Raw genomic sequence first — 25,102 nt, 5'->3', positions numbered from 1 at the left:
TGTCTTACTTCTCCTCGGTACGGGTGTGGGTGACGGCGGGTTCGTTGCCGCCGAGCAGCAGATAGAGCACGGCCATCCGGATGGAGACACCGTTGGTGACCTGCTCGATCGCCGTACAGCGCTCCGAGTCGGCGACCTCGGCGGTGATCTCCATGCCCCGGACCATCGGCCCGGGGTGCATCACGATGGCGTGCTCCGGCATCCGCGCCATACGGTCGCCGTCGAGGCCGTAGCGCCGCGAGTACTCGCGCTCGGTCGGGAAGAACGCGGCGTTCATGCGCTCCCGCTGCACGCGCAGCAGCATCACCGCGTCGGACTTCGGCAGCGTGCTGTCGAGGTCGTACGAGACCTCGCAGGGCCAGCTCTCGACGCCGACCGGCACCAGGGTCGGCGGGGCGACCAGGGTGACCTCGGCGCCGAGGGTGTGCAGCAGGTCGACGTTGGAACGGGCGACGCGGCTGTGCAGGATGTCGCCGACCAGGGTGATGCGCTTGCCGGCGAGGTCCTGGCCGATGCCCGCGTCCCGGCCGACCAGTCGGCGGCGCATGGTGAAGGCGTCGAGCAGGGCCTGCGTGGGGTGCTGGTGGGTGCCGTCGCCGGCGTTGATGACGGCCGCGTCGATCCAGCCTGAGGTGGCGAGCCGGTAGGGGGCGCCCGAGGCGCCGTGCCGGATGACGACGGCGTCGACGCCCATGGCCTCGAGGGTCTGGGCGGTGTCCTTCAGGGACTCGCCCTTGGAGACGCTCGATCCCTTGGCGGTGAAGTTGATGACGTCCGCGGACAGACGCTTCTCCGCGGCCTCGAAGGAGATCCGGGTCCGTGTCGAGTCCTCGAAGAAGAGGTTGACGACGGTACGGCCGCGCAGGGTCGGCAGTTTCTTGATCGGCCGGTCGGCGACCCGGGCCATCTCCTCGGCGGTGTCGAGGATCAGGACGGCGTCGTCGCGGGTGAGGTCGGCGGCCGAGATGAGATGACGCTGCATCTTTCAGGCTCCGTAAGGAAGTTCAGGAGATTCCGGGCAGACAGGGGCATCGCGGGATGACGTGCGGCGCGGGGCCGCACGCGCGCGTGCTACTGCTGGGCGGTCTGCTTCGCACCGAGCAGCACGGTGTCCCGACCGTCCTCCTCGGCGAGCTGGACCTTGACCGTCTCCCGCAGCGACGTGGGGAGGTTCTTGCCGACGTAGTCGGCACGGATGGGCAGTTCGCGGTGTCCGCGGTCGACGAGGACCGCCAGTTGCACCGCGCGCGGGCGCCCGAGGTCGTTCAGGGCGTCGAGGGCGGCGCGGATGGTGCGGCCGGAGAAGAGCACGTCGTCGACGAGGACGACCAGTCTGCCGTCGAGGCCGTCACCGGGGATGTCGGTGCGGGCCAGCGCGCGCGGCGGGTGCATGCGCAGGTCGTCGCGGTACATGGTGATGTCGAGCGAACCGACCGGGATCTTGCGGTCGGTGATCTCCGCCAGCTTGGCGGCGAGCCGCTGGGCGAGGAAGACGCCCCGGGTCGGAATGCCGAGGAGCACCACGTCGTCGGCGCCCTTGGCGCGTTCGACGATCTCGTGGGCGATGCGGGTCAGCACCCGCGCGATGTCGGGGGCTTCCAGCACGGGCCGGGCATCGGCCTCGTACTGCTGCTTGTCCTGCTGCCTTGCCTGCTCTGAGTCCATACGAAACGGACCTCCTTCTCCGCCTCACGGGACGGATCATTAAAGGACGTCGGAATTGCGCCATCCACGGTACCAGTCCGCGCAACGCACCTGATCACCGCATGGGCGTCAGGCGTCACCCGACTGCCGTAACCGCACGTCGTCCCGTACGGAAGGGTCGGGCGGGACCATTCGGCTTGACGGGGAAGAGTAACGCTGCGTAACCTCACAGTGAGTCACCAGCCGCGCGGCTCGTCCGCACGTCGACACTGTGTCCGGGAGCTATATGTCCAGCGAATACGCCAAACAGCTCGGGGCCAAGCTCCGGGCGATCCGCACCCAGCAGGGCCTTTCCCTCCACGGTGTCGAGGAGAAGTCCCAGGGACGCTGGAAGGCGGTCGTGGTCGGTTCGTACGAGCGCGGCGACCGTGCCGTGACCGTGCAGCGACTCGCCGAGCTGGCGGATTTCTACGGGGTTCCCGTGCAGGAGCTGCTGCCGGGCACCACGCCGGGCGGGGCCGCCGAGCCGCCGCCGAAGCTCGTGCTCGACCTTGAGCGGCTGGCCCATGTGCCGGCCGAGAAGGCGGGTCCCCTGCAGCGCTATGCCGCGACGATCCAGTCCCAGCGCGGCGACTACAACGGCAAGGTGCTGTCGATCCGCCAGGACGACCTGCGCACCCTCGCCGTCATCTACGACCAGTCGCCCTCGGTCCTGACCGAGCAGCTGATCAGCTGGGGCGTTCTGGACGCGGACGCGCGCCGCGCCGTCTCCCACGAGGAGAACTGAGCCCGACGGCTTTCAGCCGTTGAGCAGAAACGTGCCGCCGGGGTGGCCGGAACCTATGGGTTCGGGCCACCCCGGCGGCGTTCTGCGGGCCTGGAGGGCCTCAGGGCACAGGTGAGAACGCGGAGGGCCCACAGCGTGTCGCTGTGGGCCCTCCGGCGAGTCCGCGCCCGAAGGGCGCGGGGAACTGCGCGATCAGCCACAGGCGGCCCGCACATCACATACGACCGCAGTTCCCCGGCGTGTCCGGCGGAGCTATTCGCGGCGGAGCGAGGACTTCAGGTCCTTGAACCGGCCGAGGAGGCCGTTCACGAACGAGGGGGACTCGTCCGTGGAGAACTCCTTGGCCAGCTGCACCATCTCGTCGAGAACGACCGCGTCCGGGGTCTCGTCGACCCAGATCAGCTCGTAGGCGCCGAGGCGCAGGATGTTGCGGTCGACGACCGGCATCCTGTCGAGCGTCCAGCCGACCGAGTACTGCGCGATCAGCTCGTCGATGCGCTTGGCGTGCTGCGCGTACCCCTCGACGAGCTGCATCGTGTACTCGCTGACCGGGGGCTGGCGGGTATCGGCATGGGAGTGCCGGATCCAGTCCCCGAGGACCGTCTGGACATCGACCCCGCGCTGGTCGCCCTCGAAGAGGATCTGGAAGGCACGCTTGCGGGCCGTGTTGCGGGCAGCCACGGTTAGCTGTTCACCCGGCCGAGGTAGTCGCTCGTACGGGTGTCGACCTTGATCTTCTCACCGGTGGTGATGAAGAGCGGGACCTGGATCTGGTGGCCCGTCTCCAGCGTGGCCGGCTTGGTGCCGCCCGTGGAGCGGTCGCCCTGGACACCCGGCTCGGTCTCCTGGACCACGAGCTCGACGGCGGCCGGCAGCTCGACGAAGAGCACCTCGCCCTCGTGCTGCGCGACCGTGGCCGTGAAGCCCTCGATCAGGAAGTTGGCAGCGTCGGCGACGGCCTTGCGGTCCACCATGAGCTGGTCGTACGTCTCCATGTCCATGAAGACGAAGTACTCGCCGTCCATGTAGGAGAACTGCATGTCACGCTTGTCGACAGTGGCCGTCTCGACCTTGACGCCGGCGTTGAACGTCTTGTCGACGACCTTGCCGGAGAGCACGTTCTTGAGCTTGGTGCGCACGAAGGCCGGGCCCTTGCCGGGCTTGACGTGCTGGAACTCGACGACGGACCAGAGCTGGCCCCCGTCGAGCTTGAGCACCAGGCCGTTCTTGAGGTCGTTCGTGGAAGCCACGGTTGCGGAATCTCCTGGACTGACGTGGACGACCCCGGGGCAGACGCGACAGCTCGAAGCTAGAGCGCGAGCAGTTCCTTGGTCGTGATGGTAAGTAGCTCGGGTCCGCCGTCCGCCTCAGGGCGTACGACGAGCGTGTCATCGATCCGGACACCGCCCCGGCCCGGGAGGTGGACCCCCGGTTCGACGGTGACCGGCACGCAAGCGTCCAGTTTACCCATGGCTGCGGGGGCGAGCTGCGGCTCCTCCTCGATTTCGAGGCCCACACCGTGTCCGGAGAGCTCCGAAAGGCGGTCCGCGTACCCCGCGGAGTCCAGAACCTGGCGTGCCGCGCGGTCCACGTCACGGTAGGCGGCGCCGGGTGCCAGTGCCTCGCGTCCGGCGCGCTGGGCTGCGAAGACGAGGTCGTAGAGCTCGATCTGCCAGTCGGCCGGCGAGGTCCCGATGACGAATGTGCGGCCGATTTCACACCGGTATCCGCGATACACGGCACCGAGACAGACAGACAGGAAGTCTCCCTCTTCCACGCGCCGATCCGTGGGCCGATGCCCCCGGCGGCCGGAGTGGGGCCCGGTCGCGACGGCGGTCGCGAAGGCGGGGCCGTCGGCGCCGTGATCGACGAGCCGCCGCTCGAGTTCCAGGGCGAGGTGTCTTTCCGTACGCCCGACCAGGATCGACTCCAGCAGCTCGCCGAGGGCCTGGTCGGCGATCTCGGCGGCGATCCGCAGACAGGCGATCTCCTCCTCGTCCTTGACCACGCGGAGCTGCTCGACCGCGCCGCCGAGGTCGGCGAGACGCAGCCGGGGGGCGACCGAGCCGATGGCCCGGTGCCGGGCCACGGTCAGATGGTGCTCCTCGACGGCCAGGGACTCGGTGCCCTGCGCGGCGGCGAGATCCGCGGCGGCGACGGCGGGATCGCCGCCGGGCGCGGACAGCGCGTGCACACGCAGCGCCCCGTCGGGACGGCTGCCCTCGGGCCCCGCGCACACGAGCAGGTCCTCGCGTTTTCCCAGCAGCAGTACGGCTCCCTGCGGGGCCTCGCCCGCGAGATACCGCACATTGGCGGCCCGGGACACCAACGCCCCCGCACTACCGCCCGCGTGACACCGCTCCCGAAGCCGCGCTCTGCGCGCCGCGTACACCTCTGACATGCCCCGAGCGTATGAGCGCCGCGGGGTTGGCGCCGGTCGGAGAGGGCCGAGTGGGCGACCCCTCGGGGGCGCTGCCCCCGAACCCCCGCTCCTCAAACGCCGGAGGGGCTAATTTTTAGCCCGTCCGGCGTTTGAGGACGAGCGCGTTCAGCGCGAAGCGGGGGTCTGGGGGCGGCAGCCCCCAGGACGGGATGGGACGGGTAGGGGCGGCGGGGGCGAGAAAACTACACCTCAGGCAACGCCGGCGCCGTCCTCGCCGGCCGCTCCTCCAGCGACTCCAGCGCCAGCCGGATCGCCGCATCCAGCTGGACATCCCGCCCGGCGGCGTAATCCTGCGGCGTCTGCACGACCTCCACGTCCGGATCGACCCCGTGGTTCTCCACGCCCCACCCGTAACCCTCCAGCCAGAACGCGTACTTGGGCTGAGTGACCCGCGTCCCGTCGACCAGCCCATAGCGGTTGTCGATGCCGATGACCCCGCCCCACGTCCGCGTACCGACCACCGGCCCGATCCCCAGCGCCTTGATCGCCGCGTTCACGATGTCCCCGTCCGACCCCGAGAACTCGTTGGCGACGGCGACGACGGGCCCGCGCGGCGCGTCCTCCGGGTAGCTGTACGGGCGCAGCCCGCGCGGCAGGTTCCAGCCGACGATCCGCCGCGCCAGCTTCTCGACGATCAGCTGCGACGTGTGCCCGCCCCGGTTCTCGCGGACGTCGACGACGAGCCCCTCCTTCGCGACCTCGACACGCAGGTCACGGTGGATCTGGGCCCAGCCGGGCGCCTGCATGTCGGGCACATGGAGATAGCCGAGCCGGCCGCCGGACTTCTCGGTGACGTACGCGCGCCGGTCGTTGACCCACGCGTGGTAGCGCAACGGTTCCTCGTCCGCGAGGGGTACGACGACCACGTGGCGCGGGTCGCCGCCGCCGGACGGCGAGATGGTCAGCTCGATGGGCTTGCCCGCCGTACCGACGAGCAGCGGGCCCGGCCCGGTCACCGGGTCGACGGGCTGTCCGGCGACGGCGACGATCGCGTCCCCGGGGCGCACCGCGACGCCGGGTGCGGCGAGCGGGGAGACACCGTCGGGGTCGGAGGTCTCGGCGGGGAGGATGCGGTCGATGCGCCAGAGCGGGGTGTCCTGGGGGCCGTCCTCGTGGCGGGAGATGTCGGCGCCCAGGAGGCCCTGGCGCTCGCCGCCGCCGTAGCCGCCGCGCGGGGTGACGTACGCGTGCGAGGTGCCCAACTCGCCGTGAACCTCCCAGAGAAGGTCGACGAGGTCGTCGTGGGTGGCGACGCGGTCGAGGAGGGGCCGGTAGCGGTCGAGGACGGCGTTCCAGTCGGTGCCGCCCATGTCCGCGCGCCAGAAGTTGTCGCGCATGATGCGGCCGTTCTCGTCGTACATCTGCCGCCATTCGGCGGCCGGGTCGACGATCTGGCGGACGCGGGAGAGGTCGACGGTGATGTTCGAGTCGCTCTCGTCGTCGTTCGAGGCGCGCCGGTCGCTGGGTACGACCTTCAGCTTGCCGTCGGTCCACAGCAAAACGCGTTTGCCGTCGCCGCTGACGGCGAAGTGGTCGGCGTCCCCGGCGAGGTGCTCGATGCGCTTCTGGGCGAGATCGTACCGCTCCAGCTCGGTCTTGGGGTCGGGGTCGTCCGGGGTGGCCCGGGAGGAGCCGAGGACTCCGCGGACGGGGTGGCGCAGCCACAGCACGCCGTCCTTGGCGGCGCGGAGCGTGGAGTAGCGGGCGGCCTCCACCGGGAAGGGGACGATCCGGTCGGCGAGCCCGTCGAGGTCGATACGGGTGGCGGGGGCGCCCTCGCTGTCCGGGGTCTCGTCCTTGTCCGGCGCCTCGAAGGGCCGCCCGTGCCGCTGCGGCCCGAAGGGCGAGGGCGTGGTCGCGGCGAGAGGGATGAGGTGCGGACGGGAGCCGCCGACGAATGCGAGGTCGAACACGTGCTCGTCGTAGACGGGGTCGAAGGACCTGGCCGAGAGGAAGACGAGATGCTTGCCGTCGACGGTGAAGGCGGGCGAGTAGTCCCGGAAGCGGAGCGGGGTCGCCTCGGTCACCGACAGGTCGGTGGTGTTGGCGAGCTTGAGCTGACGCAGCGGGTCCGGCCCGGGGTGGGACCAGGCGAGCCAGGCGGAGTCGGGTGAGAAGACGAGCCCGGTCACATTGCCGTCGTCGCTGCTGTCGACCTCGCGCACCTCGCCCGACTCCCGCTCGACGAGCAGCACACGCCCGTCGTGGGAGGCGACGGCGACCCGGCTGCCGTCGGGTGCCACGGCGAGGCCGAGGACGCGGCCGAGCTGTCCGGCGGCGAGCCGGCGCGGCGGCGCCCCCGGTGCGGTACCGGTCGCGGGGGCGAACTCCAGTGCGTCGTCACCCTCCGCGTCCGTCACCCACACGGCCCACTCCTCGCCGTCCGCGCGGAAGGCGCGGGGCAGCCGGGCCCGTACACCGTGCCCGGAGGCGAGGACGCGGGCGGGGCCGGAGCGGTGGGTGACCCAGTGCACCGAGCCGCGCACCCCGATGGCGCTGCCGCGTCCGGTGTGGTCCGGCGCGCCGGAGCTGAACCACCGGGAGGCGCTGACGGGATGGGGCTGGAGGTCGACGCGCTGGCCGCCGAGCCGGATGTCGAGGAGTCGCGGCTCGGCCCCGTCCAGGTCGTCGAGGAGCCACAGTTGACCGGCGGAGGAGTACACGACCCGGCTGCCGTCGCTCGCCGCATGCCGGGCGTAGAAGCCGTGGAGCGGGGTGTGACGTCGCAGGTCGGACCCGTCGGCGAGGGAGGAGTACAACGCCCCGACACCCTCGTGGTCGGAGAGGAAGGCGATGCGCTCCCCCACCCACACCGGGTACTCGATGTTCCCGTCCAGCTCGGCGTGCAGCCGTACGAACTCGCCGGCGCCCTCCCGGTCGATCCACAGCTTGCCCGCCGTACCGCCCCGGTAGCGCTTCCACCAGGCGGCCTCGCGCCCCATGGGAGCGGAGAGGAGAACGGTCGCTCCCGGCCCGCCCTGGACGACATCGCCGACGGGCCCGTACGGCAGGAGAGTTGCCGGGCCGCCGTCGAGCGGGACGGCGCGGGCCCAGGAGCGGCGCAGGCTGGCCTGGCCCTGGGTGCTGATGGCGAGGACCCGCCCGTCGGGGGTCCAGCCGCGTACCTGGGTCCGCCAACTGCCCCAGTGGGTGAGCCGCTTGGCGGGTCCGCCGTCGATGGGGGCGACATGGACCTCGGGGGCGCCGTCGCGGGTGGAGGTCCAGGCGAGGCGGGTGCCGTCCGGGGAGAAACGGGGATGGTTCACCGGTACGTTGTCGGCGCTGACGCGCCAGGCCCGGCCGCCGTCGAGCGGGGCGACCCAGACGTCGTCCTCGGCGGTGAAGGCGACCGAGTCGCCGTGCAGATGCGGAAACCGGAGATACGCAGGCGAAGAGGGCTGAGTCACCCGATCACCCTAAGCAGCGGGCACGCCCCCGGACAGAGGTTTGGATCACTTCATGCCTGCTCATTTACCCTCGACGGGCCAGCAGTTCGGGTTCTTCTGGCAGTAGACGGTCTTCGTCGCGGTGACGGTCACGGTCGGTTCGGGCCGCCCGTTGTCCGGGGGACGCCAGGTGGCGCGCGGGGTGCTGGGCGCGTCGCAGTTGCCGAGTCCGGTGACGCGGAACCACTGCTTGCCGGCGACCTTGGCGGTGAGGTCACCGCGTACGCATCTGCCGTCGACCGCGCGCGTCACTTTGCCGTCGACGGTGATGTCCTTGCCGCCCTTCGTCTCGCCCCGGCACTCGACGCTCGCGACGGTGCTCGCGCTCGGCGAGGGCGAACTCCCGGACCCGGACGCCTTGTTGCCGCCGTTGACCGAGGCCGTGCAGGTGAGCCACTGGACGTCGACGTCCCGTCGCTCGAGTTCCTTCGTCGCGGTCTGGTCGGTGGTGAACGCCACCGTGGCCGAACTGAGTCCACCGGGATCGCAGGCGACGATCCCACTCACGCCGGCCACCACGAGTCCGGCCGCCGCGACCACCCGGCGGCTCCTGCGCGGCCGGTGCCAAATCCGTCTCATAGCCCCCATGTTGGGCAGCCTGCCACCGCCGGGCCCCGCCCCGGAAGGCGTGTACCGGACAGGGTCTAGGACCAGCGTCCGGTGCGGCCGAGCAGCAGTGCCGTAGCGGCGGTACCGGCGGTCGAGGTACGCAGCACACTGGCCCCGAGCCGGTACGCCTTCGCCCCCGCCTCCTCGAAGAGGGCCAACTCCTCGGGGGAGACGCCGCCTTCGGGCCCGACGACCAGCACGATCTCACCAGCGGAGGGGAGTTCGGCGGTCGCGAGCGCGGCGCTGGGGTACTCACGGTCCTCGTGCAGTACGGCGGCGAAGTCGGCGTTGGCGAGAAGTGCGGCAACCTGCTTGCTCGACGCGGCGTCCGCGACCTCCGGGAAGCGCACCCGGCGGGACTGCTTGCCGGCTTCCCGGGCGGTGGCCCGCCACTTGGCGAGCGCCTTCAGCCCACGGTCGCCCCGCCACTGGGTGATGCACCGGGAGGCGGCCCAGGGAACGATGGCGTCGACCCCGGTCTCGGTCATCGTCTCGACGGCCAACTCGCCCCGGTCGCCCTTGGGAAGAGCCTGGACGACGGTGATACGCGGAGACTCCACCGCCTCCTCGACGACCGCGCCGAGCCGCAGAACCAGCTGGTCCTTGCCCTCGACACCGACGACCTCGCCGTCCGCCCAGTGTCCGGCGCCGTCGGTGAGGACGACGGCCTCACCGACCCGCAGCCGCTTCACGGAGACGGCGTGACGGCCTTCGGGCCCGTCGAGGACGTACTGCCGGACGTCGGGGAGGTTCTCGACGACGAACACGGGCGCGGTCATGAGCTCGCACCCCCGCCCAGCAACGCGTCCCGCGCGACCTCGATCTCGTCGGCCAGCACCCGCACCAGCTCGCCCGCCGGAAGGTCACGGGCCATCCGGTGCCCCTGTCCCGCCCACAGCGCCATGCCCTGCGCGTCGCCCGACGCGGCGGCCTTCTTGCGCAGGGGCGAGGTGAGGTGGTGGACCTCGGGGTAGGCGGCGGGCGCGTACGGGCCGTGCTCGCGCACGAAACGGTTCACCAGCCCCCGGGCCGGCCGGCCGGAGAACGCGCGCGTCAGCTCCGTACGGACGAAGAGGGGGTTCGTCAGCGCCTGCTTGTGCAGCGCGTGGGCGCCGGACTCGGGGGTGGCGAGGAACGCGGTGCCGAGCTGGGCGGCGCTCGCGCCCGCGGCGAGGACGGCCGCGATCTGGCTGCCGCGCATGAGCCCGCCTGCGGCGACAAGGGGCAGGTTCACGGTCTCGCGGACCTGCGCGAGAAGGGAGAGCAGCCCGATCGCGGCACAGTCGGCCTCGGGGTTGTCCCGGTGGGTGCCCTGATGGCCACCGGCCTCGGCGCCCTGCACGATCACCGCGTCGGCCCCGGCCCGCTCCACGGCGAGGGCCTCCTCGGCGGTGGTCGCGGTGACCAGGGTGAAGGTGCCCGCGCGGCGGAGGGAGTCCAGTACGTCGGGGCTCGGCACCCCGAAGTGGAAGGAGACGACCGCCACCGGGTTGTCGAGGAGTACGGCGAGCTTGGCGTCGTACCCGTCGTCGCGTCCGCTGTCCGGGTCGCCCAGCTCGGTGTCGTACCAGGTGGACTCACCCGCGAGCTGGTGGGCGTACACCTCGACGGCGGCGGGGTCGGCATACTCGGGCTGCGGCATGAAGAGGTTCACGCCGAAGGGACGGCCGGTGAGTCCGCGCAGGGTCTTGATCTCCTGGTACATCCCGTCGGCGGTCTTGTACCCGCCGGCGAGGAACCCGAGCCCGCCCGCATCGGCGACGGCCCCGGCCAGCTGCGGGACGGAGACGCCGCCCGCCATGGGGGCCTGCACGATCGGGTGAGGAAAGAGATCGGTCAGTGCGGAGGACATGACGGCATGTTGTCACGTCCCCCGCACAAGTCCGAATCAGGCCTTACCCCCAGCTCCCGCAGGGGCGCGGCCCCGTCCTCAGCGCCCGTTGAAGGCGTCCTTCAGCCGCGAGAACAGCCCCTGCTGCCCAGGCTGGAACTGCCCGGTGGGCCGCTCCTCACCCCGCAGCTTCGCCAGTTCCCGCAGCAACCGCTCCTGCTCGGGATCGAGCTTCGTGGGCGTCATGACCTCGACATGGACGATGAGGTCACCGCGCCCGCCGCCCCTCAGGTGCGTGACCCCGCGCCCGTGCAGCGGGATCGACTGCCCGGACTGGGTGCCGGGACGGATGTCGACCTCCTCGAGCCCGTCGAGCGTCTCCAGCGGCACCTTCGTGCCCAGGGACGCCGCCGTCATCGGAAGGGTCACCGTGCAGTGCAGATCGTCTCCGCGCCGCTGGAACTGCGAGTGCGGCAGCTCGTGGATCTCGACGTACAGGTCACCGGCGGGACCGCCGCCCGGGCCCACCTCGCCCTCACCGGCGAGCTGGATCCGCGTACCGTTGTCGACACCCGCGGGGATCTTCACGGTCAGCGTCCGCCGCGACCGCACCCGCCCGTCGCCCGCGCACTCGGGGCACGGCGTCGGAACGACCGTCCCGAACCCCTGGCACTGCGGGCAGGGCCGGGACGTCATGACCTGGCCCAGGAAGGACCGCGTCACCTGGGACACCTCACCCCGGCCGCGACACATGTCGCAGGTCTGGGCGGAGGTCCCCGGCGCGGCACCCTCACCGCTACAGGTGCCGCACACGATGGCCGTGTCGACCTGGATGTCCTTGGTGGTCCCGAAGGCGGCCTCGTCGAGCTCGATGTCGAGCCGGATCATCGCGTCCTGGCCGCGCCGCGTACGCGACCTCGGCCCGCGCTGGGACGCCGTTCCGAAGAACGCGTCCATGATGTCCGAGAAGTTCCCGAAGCCACCGGCGCCGAAGCCGCCCGCGCCTCCGCCGCCCGCCTGCGAGAGGGGGTCGCCGCCGAGGTCGTAGACCTGCTTCTTCTGCGGGTCCGACAACACCTCGTACGCGGCGTTGATCTCCTTGAACCGCTCCTGCGTCTTCGGATCGGGGTTGACGTCCGGGTGCAGCTCGCGGGCGAGCCTCCTGAACGCCTTCTTGATCTCGTCCTGGGACGCGTCGCGGCGCACGCCGAGTACGGCGTAGTAGTCCGTGGCCACTTACGACTCCGCCAGGATCTGTCCGACGTACCGTGCCACTGCGCGTACCGCTCCCATCGTTCCCGGGTAGTCCATGCGGGTCGGTCCGACCACGCCGAGCTTGGCGACTGCCTCGCCGCCCGAACCGTAGCCGACCGACACGACGGACGTGGAGTTGAGTCCCTCGTATTTGTTCTCGTGACCGATTCGCACGGTCATGCTCGAATCCCCGGCCTCACCAAGGAGTTTGAGAAGTACGACCTGTTCCTCCAGGGCTTCCAGAACGGGTCGGATAGTGAGGGGAAAGTCATGGCCGAAGCGGGTCAGATTGGCCGTTCCGCCGATCATCAACCGCTCCTCGGTCTCCTCGACGAGCGTCTCCAGAAGAGTGGAGAGCACCGTCGCGACCGTCCCCCGGTCCTCCGCCTCGAAGGCGTCCGGGAGATCCTGCACCAGCTGCGGCACGTCCGCGAACCGGCGGCCCGCGACCCGGCTGTTGAGCCGCGCGCGTAGATCCGCCAGCGACGTCTCCCCGAAGGGCGCCGGGCAGTCGATCATCCGCTGCTCCACGCGGCCCGTGTCCGTGATCAGCACGAGCATCACGCGCGCGGGAGCGAGCGAGAGCAGCTCCACATGCCGGACGGTAGAACGCGTGAGCGACGGATACTGCACGACGGCGACCTGCCGCGTCAGCTGGGCAAGCAACCGAACAGTCCGCCCGACCACATCGTCGAGATCGACGGCACCGTCCAGAAAATTCTGGATGGCACGCCGCTCGGGGGCCGTCATCGGCTTCACACCGGCGAGCTTGTCGACGAAGAGCCGGTAGCCCTTGTCGGTCGGGATGCGCCCCGCACTGGTGTGCGGCTGGGCGATGAACCCCTCGTCCTCCAGCGCCGCCATGTCGTTGCGGACCGTCGCCGGGGAGACCCCGAGGTTGTGCCGCTCGGTGAGCGCCTTGGACCCGACCGGCTCCTCGGTGCCGACATAGTCCTGGACGATGGCGCGCAGCACTTCGAGCCTGCGTTCACTGAGCATCCGCGCGCACCTCCAGCTGCTGTCGTCGTCCCTGAGCGCTGCTCTTCACTGACCAGCCCTGGCACTCTTCGCGTGCGAGTGCCAGAGTTCCCCGGCCCAGTGTACGGCTGTCGGGTACGCCCCCGGCAAGGGCGGCCTGCGCCGACCTGCCGACGTGTACCGACCTGTCCTGCGATGTCGCGTCCGGCTAGCGTCGCCGCATGAAAGCGACTTGGGAAGAGCCGCGGTGGGAAGACCTGGGCTGGGAACGCCTGGCGGCCGGGGCCGGACGGCGCCGGCTGCCGGTCTGGGACTGCACGGTGGGGCTGGTGACCTGGCCGGGCGGCGCACTCCTGATCGACGCGGGATCGAGCCTCGCGGAGGGCGCGAAGGTGCGTCTGGAGGCGCAGAGGCTCGCCGGGCGCCGTGTGGACTTTCTCGCACTCACCCACCCCCATTTCGATCATATTTTCGGAGCGGCGGCGTTCGCGGGCGCGCACATCTTCGCGGCAGCGGCAGAAGCCGCCGCCCCCACTCCCGACGTCTACGGAAAAGCGGGCCGCGAGGCATTGCGTGCGGACGCGGTTCACAACGGCCTGGACGCCCCCTCGGCGGAGGAGGCGGCGGACACCCTCGTGACCCCGCACCAGTACGTACGCGGAAACCTCACGATCACGCCCCCCGGCGCCCCGGAAGTCCTCCTGACAACCACCCCCGGCCCCGCCCACACCCACCACGACCTGGTAGCGGTCGTACGCCCCCGCAACGCCCCGCCGGTCGTCTTCTGCGGCGACCTGGTCGAGGAGTCGGGCGACCCCCAGGCGGGCCCCGACGCCGTGCCGTCCCACTGGCCGACGGCCCTCGACCGCCTGCTCGCCCTGGGCGGCGAGGACGCGCTGTACGTCCCCGGCCACGGCGCGGTGGTGGACGCCGCGTTCGTACGGGCCCAACGGGACGCGCTGGCAAGCCGTTTCGGCGTGTCGCGACGGGCGGTGGACTGAGGGCGAGGGGGCTTCTCCTATCGTCATCCGAATGCGCCAGTACTCTCCGGACCTGACCCCGCCCTGGAAGAAGCCGAAGCCCGTACCCCAGGTCCCGGCCGAACCGGGCCTGGTGGTCGAGGAGCCCGGTACGGGCTTCTGCGGCGCGGTGATCCGCTGCGAGGCGGGCACGGTCACCCTGGAGGACCGCTTCGGCAAACACCGCGTGTTCCCGCTGGAACCGGCCGCCTTCCTCCTGGAGGGCAAACCGGTAACGCTCGTACGCCCCGCCGCCCCGTCCCCCTCTCTCCGCCCGTCCCGTACGGCTTCCGGTTCGCTGGCGGTCCCCGGGGCCCGGGCGCGGGTGGCCAGGGCGGGGCGGATCTATGTCGAGGGCCGTCACGACGCGGAACTGGTCGAGAAGGTGTGGGGAGACGACCTGCGGGTGGAGGGCGTGGTCGTCGAGTACCTGGAGGGCATCGACGACCTCCCCGCGATCGTGACCGAGTTCGCCCCGGGCCCGGACGCCCGCCTGGGCATCCTGGTGGACCACCTGATCCCGGGCACGAAGGAGTTCCGGATCGCACAGTCGGTGACAAGCGAACACGCACTGGTGGTAGGCCACCCGTACATCGACGTATGGGAGGCGGTGAAGCCGGCATCACTGGGAATCAAGGCCTGGCCCCGAATCCCCCACGGCGAGGACTGGAAAACAGGCGTGTGCCGCGAACTGGGCTGGCCGACCAACACGGGCGCGGTATGGCAGGCAATCTTGGCAAGGGTGAACTCGTACAGGGACCTGGAACCAGAGCTGCTGGGCTCTGTGGAGCGGCTGATCGACTTCGTCACTGACGCCAGCATTTCCAGCCCGTCCGGCGTTTGAGGACAAGGCCCGTTCAGGGCCGTAGGGGGGTCTGGGGGCACAGCCCCCAGGGATGGGACGGGTAGGGGCGGCGGGGGCGAGAACAACTCAGCCCCGCAGCAGCACACCCCCTCAGTCCACCAAATCCCGAACCACCGCATCAGCCAACAACCGCCCCCGCAACGTCAACACCCCCCACCCCTCCTCAAACGCCCCCGCCTCCAACAACCCCTCCCGCAACGCCCTCCCCGCAGCCACCAACCCCGCCTCCCGCAACACCCCCAACGGCACCCCCTCCCGCAACCGCAACTCCAACAACACCCGCTCGACCCGCCGATCCTCCTCCGACAGCACCTCGCGCCCCGCCCCCGGCGACCGCCCCGCCGCCAACGCCCCCGCGTACGCCCCCGGATGCTTCACGTTCCACCACCGCACGCCCCCCACATGACTGTGCGCCCCCGGCCCCGCACCCCACCAGTCGGCGCCACGCCAGTACAGCTCGTTGTGAAGACACCGGGCCGCCTCCGACGTAGCCCAGTTCGACACCTCGTACCACTCGAATCCCGCCGCCCCCAGCACCTCGTCGGCGATCAGATACCGATCAGCGTGGACGTCGTCGTCGGTCATCGGAACCTCGCCCCGGCGGATACGCCGAGCCAGCTGCGTACCCTCCTCCACGATCAGCGCATAGGCGCTCACATGGTCCGGCCCGGCCCCCAGCACCGCGTCCAGCGAGGCCCGCCAGTCGTCGTCGGACTCCCCGGGCGTGCCGTAGATCAGGTCGAGGTTCACATGTTCGAACCCCACCGCTCGCGCCTCCGCGACACACGCCTCGGGGCGCCCCGGCGTGTGCGTACGGTCCAGCACCTTCAGCACATGCTGCTTCGCGCTCTGCATCCCGAAGGAGATCCGGTTGAAACCCCCCTCGCGCAGAGTGGCCAGATATCGCTCGTCCACGGACTCCGGATTCGCCTCGGTCGTCACCTCGGCGTCCGCCGCGAGGCCGAACTCGTCACGGATCGCCCCCAGCATCCGTACGAGGTCGTCGGCGGCCAGCAGTGTGGGCGTACCGCCTCCGACGAACACCGTGCGGACCTCGCGCGGGTCGTCGCCGAGGACCTTCCGGGCGAGCCGGACCTCGTCGATCAGGGTGTCCGCGTAGTTGTCGCGGGAGGCGAGGACACCGCCCGTGCCGCGCAGCTCGGTCGCGGTGTAGGTGTTGAAGTCGCAGTAGCCGCAGCGGGTCGCGCAGTACGGGACGTGGAGGTAGAACCCGAGGGGACGATCCGCCGCCCCGGCGAGCGCGGGGGCGGGGAGGGCACCGTCGTCGGGGACGGCCTCGCCGTCGGGAAGTGCGGAGGGCATGTCTCCCATTGTCCAGCACCGCCACGGGTGTCCCGGGCGCCGTCACCCGGTCTGCAGCACCAGCAGTGCCAGATCGTCCTCCGGCGGCTGCTCCCCGAACTCGTGCACGAGCCGGCTGATACGTTCCGCGATCAGCTGAGCGCTCAGCCCCGCGCAGCCCGCGAGGGCGCTCGCCAGACCGTCGCCGTCGTCGAACTGGCGGGGCCCGCAGCGCCGCTCGGTGACCCCGTCGGTGACGCACAGCAGGCTGTCGCCGGGCCACAGCTCGAAGCTTCCGCTGGTGTACGTCTCGTCCTCGACGACCCCGAGCAGGGTCTGCGGTTCGGCTGCCGTGAGGACCTCCCCGCCCGCCCGGAGCACCAGCGGCAGCGGATGCCCGGCCGAGGCGAGGGTGCAGCGCACGCCTCCGTCGAAGGGGACGAGTTCGCCGTACAGCAGGGAGAGGAAGCGAGTCTGCGGCCCCTCACCCGGCCGTACGGCGCCCAGGCCGCCGGGGACAGCCGAGGCGAACGAACCCCCCGCACCCCCTGTCGGCCCCGCCGCGGCACCCGGTGGCCCGTGGCGCCCCTCCGCCGCGACGAGCGCGCGGGCCGCCGCGTCCGCCGTCTCCGTGGCGTCGTCGAGGAGCAGTTGGTTGAGGCGGTCGAGGACATCGGCGACGCGGTAGCCCTCGCGGGCGAGCAGCCGCAGCCAGGGCCGGGCGAGGCCGATCACCACGGCGGCCTCGGGCCCCTTGCCCTGGACGTCGCCGACGGCGAAACACCAGCGGCCGGCGCCGGCCGGGAAGAGGTCGTAGAAGTCGCCGCTGGGCCCGCCCTTGTCGCAGGGCTCGTAGACGAGGGCGCTGCTGATGCCGGGGATCTCGGCGACGGCGCCGGGCAGCAGCCCGCGCTGGAGGATACGGCTGATGGTGGCCTGGCGGGCGTACTGGCGGGCGGCGCCGACGGCGAGCGCGACGCGGCGGCTGAGGTCCTCGACCAGGCCGGTGACCTCGTCGGGGAAGCAGATCGCGCCGGCGCGCCCGATCACCAGCGTGCCGAGCGGCCGACCGCCGGCGACCAGCCGATAGGCGAGCGCGGCACCGGTGTCCTCGCGCCCCGGCCCCCCGCCACACGCGTCTTCGCGCGCGTCTTCGCGCGCGTCTTCGCGTGCCTGTTCGTGCACGTCTCCGAGCGCGTCGCCGGGCCACGGCACGGGAACGGGCCCGGTCCTGGAGGTGTCGGGCGGGCGCGGCGGGTCCTTCTCCAGGGCGCCCCGCAACTCCTCGACCCGCTCCTCGCTGCGGTGCCACACCCCGGTGAGCCGCGGCCCGGGTCCGACGTACCCGCCGCTCCCCCAGCGTCCGCCGTTCCCGCCTCCGCCTGCTCCGCCGCCGTCGCTCCAGCTCCCGCGTCCCATGGACTCGTCCTCCAGCCACACCGCGCACCAGTCGGCGAGGCGCGGGACGAGGAGCTGTGCGGTGAGCGCGGCGACATGGTCCTCGTCGAGGTGCCCGGCAAGGAGGTCGGAGGCCTCGGCGAGGAAGGAGAGGGCGCCGTGATCGAGCCACTCCTGGTCGTGCGGGCCGCGCTGCGGCTCGGGGGCGGGGACCTCGCCGGCCCGTAACCCGCGACCGAGGGCCTGCGTGTCGTCGTACGCCTCGAAGTCGTCGTCGGTCCTCGTCCCCTCGGCGGGAAGCCGTGCCCAGACGGTCTTGACGCCGGTGCGGTAGGTGACTCCCCAGGCCTCGGAGAGCACGGAGACGAGGCGAAGGCCACGCCCGTACTCCGGTATGTCGTACGGAAGTTCGACACCGCCGTCCCGAGGCGCGCGGGAGGGATGATGATCGGACACCTCGACGAGGAGCACGGGACCCTTCCCCCCGGCCCCTACCTCACCGCCCTCGGCCTCCGGTTCACCCGAGGTCTCCAGTCGGCACGCCAGTTCGACATCCGTCCCCGCGTGGACGACGGCGTTGGTGACGAGTTCACTGACGACCAGCATGGCGTCGTCGATGAGCCGCTCCGGCAGCGATGCGGCGCCGGGCAGGCCGAGTTGGGCCCATTCGGCGAGGGCCGCGCGTACGAGGCCACGGGCCGCGCCCGCCGCGAGAGGGCCGCCGCCGAGCGTGGCGTGCACAACCGCGCGCCGGTCCGCACTCCGGCGCGCGGGAATGCCGGGCGCCGGGGACGGCGCACGGGAGACGGTCTCCCGTTGCGTCGGAATGACCCCCATGGGCAGCTCCCCGGGCAGCTCGTACGAATACACCTCAATGGACGCGGACAGAGTGACAGACCGACCACGCCCATAAGCGCCGAGTTACCGAAGTGGGCCACCATGAATAAGAACAGTGCTACGCAAGTGCTCAGAGACGGACAGATTCCGCCGAAGTAGGGCCGCCGACAGGCAGGCCCTGCAGGGGCGCGGGGAACTGCGCGACAAGCCGCAACCCACCCGCAGCCGCCGCACGCCCCCGCACCCCACGCCCCCCTTGCGCCTCCCTTTACGCCTCCCGAGACCCCGCGTACATCTCGTCGATCAAGTACTTGTACTCACGCTCGACCACGGGCCGCTTCAACTTCAGACTCGGCGTGATCTCCCCGTGCTCCACATCGAGATCCCGGGGCAACAACCGGAACTTCTTGATCGTCTGCCACCGCTGAAGCCCCTCGTTGAGCTCCTTGACGTACCCCTCGACCAGCGCGACCGTCCCCGGCGCGGCCACCACCTCCGCGTACGACTTCCCCTCGAGCCCGTTGTCCTTGGCCCAGCCGAGAATGGCCGGCTCGTCGAGGGCGATGAGCGCCGTGCAGAAGTTCCGGTCGGCCCCGTGCACCAGGATGTTGGAGACGTACGGGCAGACCGCCTTGAACTGCCCCTCGACCTCCGCCGGCGCGATGTACTTGCCGCCCGACGTTTTGATGAGGTCCTTCTTGCGGTCGGTGATCCGCAGATAGCCGTCGGGCGACAGCTCGCCGATGTCACCGGTGTGGAACCAGCCGTCGGACTCCAGCACCTCGGCGGTCTTCTCGGGCAGACCGTGGTAGCCCTCCATGATCCCGGGCCCGCGCAGCAGAATCTCGCCGTCGTCCGCGATCCGCACCTCCGTACCGGGCAACGGCTTGCCGACCGTGCCGGTGCGATAGGCCTCGCCGGGGTTGACGAAGGACGCGGCGGAGGACTCGGTGAGGCCGTAGCCCTCCAGGATGTGGATGCCCGCGCCGGAGAAGAAGAAGCCGATCTCGGGCGCGAGGGCGGCCGATCCGGAGACACAGGCGCGCAGGTTGCCGCCGAAGGCCTCGCGGATCTTGGCGAAGACGAGGGCGTCGGCGACCTTGTGCTTCGCGGAGAGACCGAAGGGCGCGGACGCGGTGCCGGTGCGCCGGAAGTTGTCCTGGCTGACCTTGGCGTACTCGCGGGCGACACCGGAGGCCCACTGGAAGATCTTGTACTTGGCGCCGCCACCGGCGCGCGCCTTGGCCGCGACCCCGTTGTAGACCTTCTCGAAGATGCGCGGCACGGCGGCCATGTACGTCGGCTGCACGACCGGAAGGTTCTCGATGATCTTGTCGACGCGGCCGTCCACGGCGGTGACATGACCGACCTCGATCTGACCGGAGGTCAGCACCTTGCCGAACACGTGCGCGAGCGGCAGCCACAGGTACTGGACGTCGTCCGGGCCGACCAGTCCGGTCGCGGCGATCGCCTTCGCCATGTAGGACCAGTTGTCGTGCGGCAGCCGGACGCCCTTGGGGCGACCGGTGGTGCCGGAGGTGTAGATCAGGGTCGCGAGCTGGTCCTTCGTGATGGCCCCGACCCGCTCCTTGATCAGGTCCGGGTGCTTCTCCAGATACGCGGCACCGCGCTGCTCGAGCTCGGCGAGCGTGAGCACACCGTCGCCGGTCTCGACGCCGGCCGGGTCGATGACCACGACATGGGTGAGTTCGGGGAGTTCGGCGCGCTTCTCCTGCGCCTTGGCGAGCTGGCTCGCGTCCTCCGCGATCAGCACCTTGCTGGCGGAATCGGCAAGGATGAAGGCCGACTCGTCGGCGTTGGTCTGCGGATACACGGTGGTCGTGGCCGCGCCGGCGCACATGATGCCCAGGTCACCGAGGATCCACTCGACCCGGGTGGCGGCGGCGAGCGCGACGCGCTGCTCCGGCTGCACGCCCAGTTCGATGAGGCCGGCGGCGATGGCGTAGACCCGCTCCGCGGTCTGCCCCCAGGTCAGCGACTTCCAGTCGTCCGGGCCCTCACCGGCGGCCGGCGGCACCGGGTAGCGGTAGGCCTCGGCGTCCGGCGTGGCGGCCACTCGGTCCAGGAAAAGACCGGCTACGGACGGCGGACGGTTCTCGATCAAGGTCTGTGTGTCGCTCACGACATCCTCCGGGGCCCGCGGCAATGCGGCGGCTGGCTCATTTGCGGCTGTTGTTACTGCGTCTTCCCGGGGGACGACCCCCGGACCCCCAGCAGAAAAGCAGGTCAGCAGGGTGCGACCGACATGCACATCACGAGGCGAACCTGAGTGACTCGCGAGTAACTACCGAGCAGAGATCAGAGTAAGGCGCGACCGCCCGGTGCGTAAGGGGCGACGGGCCGTCACTTCCTACAGATGGCGACTGTTCGCTTCCTACAGCCCCGACGGTAAGGACACGAACGGGGGCCCACCGCGTTCCTACGCGGCGAGCCCCCATTCTCCCGATCGCACACCACCGATGTCGGCTACTTCTTACCCTTGCCCGACCCGGCGTTGTCGTCGCTCGACAAGACGGCGATGAAGGCGTCCTGCGGAACCTCCACAGAGCCCACCATCTTCATCCGCTTCTTGCCCTCCTTCTGCTTCTCCAGCAGCTTCCGCTTGCGCGAGATGTCACCGCCGTAGCACTTGGCGAGAACGTCCTTGCGGATCGCGCGGATGGTCTCGCGGGCGATGACCCGCGATCCGATGGCGGCCTGGATGGGCACCTCGAAGGCCTGCCGCGGGATCAGCTCGCGCAGCTTGGCGACGAGCCGCACCCCGTACGCGTACGCCGCGTCCTTGTGCGTGACCGCGGAGAACGCGTCGACCTTGTCGCCGTGCAGCAGGATGTCGACCTTGACGAGGCTGGAGGTCTGCTCACCGGTGGGCTCGTAGTCCAGCGACGCGTAGCCCCGGGTCTTGGACTTCAGCTGGTCGAAGAAGTCGAAGACGATCTCGGCGAGCGGCAGCGTGTACCGGATCTCGACCCGGTCCTCCGACAGGTAGTCCATTCCGATCAGCACACCGCGCCGGGTCTGGCACAGCTCCATGATCGACCCGATGAACTCGGACGGCGCGAGGATCGTCGCCCGTACGACGGGCTCGTAGACCTCGCTGATCTTCCCCTCGGGGAACTCGCTCGGGTTGGTGACGATGTGCTCGGAGGTGTCCTCCATCACCACCCGGTAGACCACGTTGGGCGCGGTGGCGATGAGGTCGAGGCCGAACTCCCGCTCGAGTCGCTCGCGGATGACGTCGAGGTGCAGCAGGCCCAGGAAGCCGACCCGGAAGCCGAACCCGAGGGCGGCGGAGGTCTCGGGCTCGTAGACCAGCGCGGCGTCGTTGAGCTGGAGCTTGTCGAGGGCGTCGCGCAGCTCGGGGTAGTCGGAGCCGTCCAGCGGATAGAGCCCGGAGAAGACCATGGGCTTGGGGTCCTTGTAGCCGCCGAGCGCCTCGGTCGCCCCCTGGTGCAGGGTCGTGATGGTGTCACCGACCTTGGACTGACGCACGTCCTTCACGCCGGTGATGAGATACCCCACCTCACCGACCCCGAGCCCGTCGGCGGGCAGCATCTCGGGCGAGTTGGTCCCGATCTCCAGCAGCTCGTGCGTGGCCCCGGTGGACATCATCCGGATCCGCTCACGCTTGGTGAGCTGCCCGTCGATGACTCGTACGTACGTCACGACCCCCCGGTACGAGTCGTACACGGAGTCGAAGATCATGGCGCGGGCGGGCGCGTCCGCGACCCCGACGGGAGCCGGCACCTCGGCGACGACCCTGTCGAGCAGGGCGTCGACGCCCACACCCGTCTTGGCGGAGACCCTGAGCACATCGTCCGGGTCGCAGCCGATGAGGTTGGCGAGCTCCTCGGAGAACTTCTCCGGCTGGGCGGCCGGCAGGTCGATCTTGTTCAGTACGGGGATGATCTTGAGGTCGTTCTCCATCGCCAGGTACAGGTTGGCGAGGGTCTGGGCCTCGATGCCCTGGGCGGCGTCGACGAGGAGGACGGTCCCCTCACAGGCCGCGAGCGACCGCGAGACCTCGTAGGTGAAGTCGACGTGTCCCGGGGTGTCGATCATGTTCAGGATGTGGGTCCTGCCCTTCTCACCCCCGTCCCCGCCGGTCGGGGCCCACGGCAGACGCACCGCCTGGGACTTGATCGTGATGCCGCGCTCGCGCTCGATGTCCATGCGGTCGAGGTACTGGGCGCGCATCTGCCGCTGGTCGACCACTCCGGTCAGCTGGAGCATCCGGTCGGCGAGCGTGGACTTGCCGTGGTCGATGTGCGCGATGATGCAGAAGTTGCGGATCAGAGCCGGGTCGGTACGGCTCGGCTCGGGCACATGGCTAGGGATCGCGGGCACGCAGGGTCCTGATTCTTGAGGCGTCCGCAGTGTCTGCGGTCTCGGGTCGAATCGATACGTAGGTTCCATGGTCCCACGGGCGGGGAGCGGGGACCGGTTTGGGCGGTTTCACGAAGAGCGGGCGGGAGAGCGGTCGACCGGATTGGGCCGCCGGAAGAGCGGCTGGTAGCCTGAGTCGCTGTGTCCCATGCCCTCTCAGCAGGAGACACGGTGCAGTAAAACCAAGAAGCAATCAAACGGTGCATGAGGCGTGCCCTCGCGCACCTGAAGCTGAAAAGGCTCATTCGTGGCGAACATCAAGTCCCAGATCAAGCGGAACAAGACCAACGAGAAGGCTCGGCTGCGCAACAAGGCCGTCAAGTCCTCCCTGAAGACCGCGATCCGCAAGGCCCGCGAGGCCGCTGCCGCGGGTGACATCGAGAAGGCCACCGAGACGCAGCGCGCTGCCGCGCGTCAGCTCGACAAGGCCGTCTCGAAGGGTGTCATCCACAAGAACCAGGCCGCCAACAAGAAGTCGGCGCTTGCTTCCAAGGTCGCCGCCCTCAAGGGCTGAACCTCGCTTCCCTTGATCTAATCCGCCGGACGGACCAGAGCGGGCCCTCTCTCCCGCCCCCACCCGGCACCCCGGCTCCACGCACGACTGCGTTCGCCACGCGGGCGTGAAGCCACCCAGCAGAAGCAACACCCGAAGGCCCCGGCACCGGTCCTACCCCAGGACAGAAGCCGGGGCCTTCGGCGTACGCCGACATTCCCGCCCGTCGGGCCCCTTTACAACACCGGCCCGCACCCCCAGCCCGTCCGACACCTCTTCAGCACCGGCCCGCACCATTAGCCCGTCCGGCGTTTGAGGACAAGGCCCGTTCAGGGCCGTAGCGGGGGTCTGGGGGCGGCAGCCCCCAGGAACGGGATGGGACGGGTAAGGGCGGCGGGGGCGAAAAACCCCGCCCACCCCTACCCCCGAGACCGAGCCGCCCGAGCAATCACCACAACCGCCTTCTCCAACGCGTACTCGGGATCATCCCCACCCCCCTTAACCCCCGCATCAGCCTCAGCCACCGCCCGCAACGCCACAGAAACCCCCTCCGGCGTCCACCCCCGCATCTGCTGCCGAACCCGATCGATCTTCCACGGCGGCATCCCCAACTCCCGAGCAAGATCCGCCGGCCGCCCACCCCGCGCGGACGACAACTTCCCGATCGCCCGCACCCCCTGAGCCAACGCGCTAGTGATCATCACCGGCGCCACCCCGGTCGACAACGACCACCGCAACGCCTCCAGCGCCTCCGCCGCCCGCCCCTCGACGGCCCGGTCGGCCACCTCGAAACTCGAGGCCTCGGCCCGCCCGGTGTAGTACCGCCCGACCACCGCCCCGTCGATCGTCCCCTCGACATCCGCGACCAGCTGAGTCACCGCGGACGCCAGCTCCCGCAGATCACTCCCGATCGAGTCGACGAGCGCCTGACACGCCTCGGGCGTGGCGGATCTCCCCGTCGCCCGGAACTCCGACCGCACGAACGCCAGCCGATCCGCCGGCTTCGTCATCTTGGGACACGCCACCTCCCGCGCCCCCACCTTGCGCGCCGCGTCGAGCAACGCCTTGCCCTTGGCCCCGCCCGCGTGCAGCAGCACGAGGGTGATCTCCTCCGCCGGCGCCCCGAGGTAGGCCTTCACATCCTTGACCGTGTCGGCCGACAGATCCTGCGCGTTGCGTACGATCACGACCTTCCGCTCGGAGAAGAGCGAGGGACTGGTCAGCTCGGCCAGCGTCCCCGGCTGCAACTGGTCCGAGGTCAGGTCCCGTACGTCCGTGTCGGCGTCGGCGGCCCGAGCGGCGGCCACCACCTCCTGCACGGCACGGTCGAGCAGGAGGTCCTCCTGGCCCACGGCAAGCGTGACGGGGGCGAGAGGGTCGTCATGTGCGGTCTTCTTGGCCATCCCCGAAAGCATCCCACGAGCCACTGACAACGCCGCCGCCCACAGTCCCCGGGAGCTCGGGAGCTCGGGAGCTCGGGGGCTGGGTGGGCTGGGCGGCTTGGGGCTACGGCTCCTCCCGCCACCCCTCCCACTCCCCCACGAACTCGTCCAGCTCCGCCGCGTCCAGCCGCCCCGCCTCGTCCGTCAGCACCACCAGCCACTGGGCGTCCTCGGCATCGTCCTCACCGGCCAGCGCGTCCCGTACGAGCTGCGGCTCCTCACCGATGCCGAACCGGTCACGCAACGCCTCCACCACGTCCTCGGCGGCATCGCGGTCGGGCAGCACCAGCACATGTCTCACATCGCTCACGGAGACATTTTCCGCCACCCCGGAGCCTGGTCCAGCC

At 70.5% G+C, this 25,102-nt stretch carries 21 protein-coding genes; 4 read left to right on the top strand and 17 right to left on the bottom strand.

The genetic code is table 11. From position 1 onward, the window contains the following. Positions 1-4: 4 nt before the first annotated feature. Together ABZ855_RS29455 and pyrR are read right to left on the bottom strand one after the other, a co-directional pair. Positions 5-982 carry an aspartate carbamoyltransferase catalytic subunit gene (locus tag ABZ855_RS29455; protein ID WP_055526200.1) on the bottom strand — a complete coding sequence of 326 codons (978 nt, stop codon included), beginning with the start codon at positions 980-982 and terminating at the stop codon, positions 5-7. A gap of 89 nt (positions 983-1,071) precedes the next feature. Beyond that, positions 1,072-1,665, bottom strand: coding sequence for a bifunctional pyr operon transcriptional regulator/uracil phosphoribosyltransferase PyrR (gene pyrR / locus ABZ855_RS29450; protein WP_360811914.1), 594 nt, complete (start codon positions 1,663-1,665; stop codon positions 1,072-1,074). A gap of 265 nt (positions 1,666-1,930) precedes the next feature. Here pyrR and bldD point away from each other — a divergent pair, with 265 nt between their 5' ends. After that, positions 1,931-2,431, top strand: a complete 501-nt coding sequence (gene bldD / locus ABZ855_RS29445; RefSeq protein WP_019059743.1) for a transcriptional regulator BldD — start codon at positions 1,931-1,933, stop codon at positions 2,429-2,431. Positions 2,432-2,683: 252 nt separating this feature from the next. On the opposite strand, the gene nusB is transcribed toward bldD, so the two are convergent. From nusB to hrcA, 9 genes are all read right to left on the bottom strand, one after another. Further along, entirely contained in the window at positions 2,684-3,112 is a 429-nt protein-coding gene (nusB, locus tag ABZ855_RS29440) for a transcription antitermination factor NusB (protein ID WP_360811912.1), read from the bottom strand. A gap of 2 nt (positions 3,113-3,114) precedes the next feature. After that, on the bottom strand, positions 3,115-3,681 hold the full coding sequence (efp, locus tag ABZ855_RS29435) for an elongation factor P (protein WP_053744664.1): 567 nt from the start codon (positions 3,679-3,681) through the stop codon (positions 3,115-3,117). Positions 3,682-3,740: 59 nt separating this feature from the next. Then, positions 3,741-4,832 carry a M24 family metallopeptidase gene (locus ABZ855_RS29430; protein ID WP_360811910.1) on the bottom strand — a complete coding sequence of 364 codons (1,092 nt, stop codon included), beginning with the start codon at positions 4,830-4,832 and terminating at the stop codon, positions 3,741-3,743. A 224-nt stretch (positions 4,833-5,056) separates the two neighbouring features. After that, positions 5,057-8,281 carry a S41 family peptidase gene (locus tag ABZ855_RS29425; RefSeq protein WP_360811908.1) on the bottom strand — a complete coding sequence of 1,075 codons (3,225 nt, stop codon included), beginning with the start codon at positions 8,279-8,281 and terminating at the stop codon, positions 5,057-5,059. Between the two features lie 60 nt (positions 8,282-8,341). Beyond that, positions 8,342-8,908 carry a hypothetical protein gene (locus ABZ855_RS29420; RefSeq protein ID WP_360811906.1) on the bottom strand — a complete coding sequence of 189 codons (567 nt, stop codon included), beginning with the start codon at positions 8,906-8,908 and terminating at the stop codon, positions 8,342-8,344. Positions 8,909-8,964: 56 nt separating this feature from the next. After that, entirely contained in the window at positions 8,965-9,708 is a 744-nt protein-coding gene (locus ABZ855_RS29415) for a 16S rRNA (uracil(1498)-N(3))-methyltransferase (protein ID WP_360811904.1), read from the bottom strand. Continuing rightward, entirely contained in the window at positions 9,705-10,781 is a 1,077-nt protein-coding gene (locus tag ABZ855_RS29410) for a nitronate monooxygenase (RefSeq protein ID WP_360811902.1), read from the bottom strand. Before ABZ855_RS29410 ends, ABZ855_RS29415 begins: the two co-directional genes overlap by 4 nt. A 78-nt stretch (positions 10,782-10,859) precedes the next feature. Next, positions 10,860-11,996, bottom strand: coding sequence for a molecular chaperone DnaJ (gene dnaJ, locus ABZ855_RS29405; RefSeq protein ID WP_319204502.1), 1,137 nt, complete (start codon positions 11,994-11,996; stop codon positions 10,860-10,862). Further along, on the bottom strand, positions 11,997-13,013 hold the full coding sequence (hrcA, locus tag ABZ855_RS29400) for a heat-inducible transcriptional repressor HrcA (protein WP_319204500.1): 1,017 nt from the start codon (positions 13,011-13,013) through the stop codon (positions 11,997-11,999). Positions 13,014-13,213: 200 nt separating this feature from the next. Between hrcA and ABZ855_RS29395 the strand changes: the two genes are divergently transcribed. Together ABZ855_RS29395 and ABZ855_RS29390 are read left to right on the top strand one after the other, a co-directional pair. After that, entirely contained in the window at positions 13,214-13,993 is a 780-nt protein-coding gene (locus ABZ855_RS29395) for an MBL fold metallo-hydrolase (protein WP_360811900.1), read from the top strand. A 31-nt stretch (positions 13,994-14,024) separates the two neighbouring features. After that, positions 14,025-14,855: a DUF3097 domain-containing protein gene (locus ABZ855_RS29390; protein ID WP_360811898.1), complete on the top strand. Its 831-nt coding sequence runs from the start codon at positions 14,025-14,027 to the stop codon at positions 14,853-14,855. A gap of 111 nt (positions 14,856-14,966) precedes the next feature. Here ABZ855_RS29390 and hemW read toward each other — a convergent pair whose 3' ends face one another. The 4 genes from hemW to lepA form a co-directional block, all read right to left on the bottom strand. Continuing rightward, positions 14,967-16,199 carry a radical SAM family heme chaperone HemW gene (gene hemW, locus ABZ855_RS29385; protein WP_360811896.1) on the bottom strand — a complete coding sequence of 411 codons (1,233 nt, stop codon included), beginning with the start codon at positions 16,197-16,199 and terminating at the stop codon, positions 14,967-14,969. Between the two features lie 42 nt (positions 16,200-16,241). Continuing rightward, a complete protein-coding gene (locus ABZ855_RS29380; protein WP_360811894.1) occupies positions 16,242-18,413 on the bottom strand; it encodes an ATP-binding SpoIIE family protein phosphatase in 2,172 nt (723 codons plus the stop codon). A gap of 268 nt (positions 18,414-18,681) precedes the next feature. Then, on the bottom strand, positions 18,682-20,556 hold the full coding sequence (locus ABZ855_RS29375; RefSeq protein ID WP_360811892.1) for an AMP-dependent synthetase/ligase: 1,875 nt from the start codon (positions 20,554-20,556) through the stop codon (positions 18,682-18,684). A gap of 344 nt (positions 20,557-20,900) precedes the next feature. Beyond that, the gene (gene lepA, locus ABZ855_RS29370) at positions 20,901-22,781 is read right to left on the bottom strand and encodes a translation elongation factor 4 (RefSeq protein ID WP_360811890.1); all 1,881 of its coding nucleotides are present in this window, start codon (positions 22,779-22,781) and stop codon (positions 20,901-20,903) included. Between the two features lie 286 nt (positions 22,782-23,067). On the opposite strand from lepA, the gene rpsT reads away from it, so the two are divergent. Beyond that, on the top strand, positions 23,068-23,334 hold the full coding sequence (gene rpsT / locus ABZ855_RS29365) for a 30S ribosomal protein S20 (protein ID WP_360811888.1): 267 nt from the start codon (positions 23,068-23,070) through the stop codon (positions 23,332-23,334). Positions 23,335-23,732: 398 nt separating this feature from the next. Here the strand turns inward: rpsT and holA are convergent, their stop codons facing one another. Together holA and ABZ855_RS29355 are read right to left on the bottom strand one after the other, a co-directional pair. Then, positions 23,733-24,716 carry a DNA polymerase III subunit delta gene (gene holA / locus ABZ855_RS29360; protein WP_360811886.1) on the bottom strand — a complete coding sequence of 328 codons (984 nt, stop codon included), beginning with the start codon at positions 24,714-24,716 and terminating at the stop codon, positions 23,733-23,735. Between the two features lie 103 nt (positions 24,717-24,819). Then, positions 24,820-25,065: a hypothetical protein gene (locus tag ABZ855_RS29355; protein ID WP_319204482.1), complete on the bottom strand. Its 246-nt coding sequence runs from the start codon at positions 25,063-25,065 to the stop codon at positions 24,820-24,822. Positions 25,066-25,102: the final 37 nt, after the last annotated feature.

The organism is Streptomyces sp. NPDC047042 (assembly GCF_040644035.1).
In the GTDB taxonomy this organism is placed as follows: Bacteria; Actinomycetota; Actinomycetes; order Streptomycetales; family Streptomycetaceae; genus Streptomyces.
This window is presented reverse-complemented; position numbering and strand designations above follow the sequence as displayed.

Coding starts and splice junctions, on each gene's coding strand:
- ABZ855_RS29420 (WP_360811906.1), bottom strand. CDS start 8,908: ATGGGGGCTATGAGACGGATTTGGCACCGGCCGCGCAGGAGCCGCCGG.
- ABZ855_RS29390 (WP_360811898.1), top strand. CDS start 14,025: ATGCGCCAGTACTCTCCGGACCTGACCCCGCCCTGGAAGAAGCCGAAG.
- ABZ855_RS29455 (WP_055526200.1), bottom strand. CDS start 982: ATGCAGCGTCATCTCATCTCGGCCGCCGACCTCACCCGCGACGACGCC.
- pyrR (WP_360811914.1), bottom strand. CDS start 1,665: ATGGACTCAGAGCAGGCAAGGCAGCAGGACAAGCAGCAGTACGAGGCC.
- ABZ855_RS29430 (WP_360811910.1), bottom strand. CDS start 4,832: ATGTCAGAGGTGTACGCGGCGCGCAGAGCGCGGCTTCGGGAGCGGTGT.
- bldD (WP_019059743.1), top strand. CDS start 1,931: ATGTCCAGCGAATACGCCAAACAGCTCGGGGCCAAGCTCCGGGCGATC.
- ABZ855_RS29380 (WP_360811894.1), bottom strand. CDS start 18,413: ATGGGGGTCATTCCGACGCAACGGGAGACCGTCTCCCGTGCGCCGTCC.
- holA (WP_360811886.1), bottom strand. CDS start 24,716: ATGGCCAAGAAGACCGCACATGACGACCCTCTCGCCCCCGTCACGCTT.
- ABZ855_RS29415 (WP_360811904.1), bottom strand. CDS start 9,708: ATGACCGCGCCCGTGTTCGTCGTCGAGAACCTCCCCGACGTCCGGCAG.
- hrcA (WP_319204500.1), bottom strand. CDS start 13,013: ATGCTCAGTGAACGCAGGCTCGAAGTGCTGCGCGCCATCGTCCAGGAC.
- hemW (WP_360811896.1), bottom strand. CDS start 16,199: ATGCCCTCCGCACTTCCCGACGGCGAGGCCGTCCCCGACGACGGTGCC.
- ABZ855_RS29395 (WP_360811900.1), top strand. CDS start 13,214: ATGAAAGCGACTTGGGAAGAGCCGCGGTGGGAAGACCTGGGCTGGGAA.
- ABZ855_RS29410 (WP_360811902.1), bottom strand. CDS start 10,781: ATGTCCTCCGCACTGACCGATCTCTTTCCTCACCCGATCGTGCAGGCC.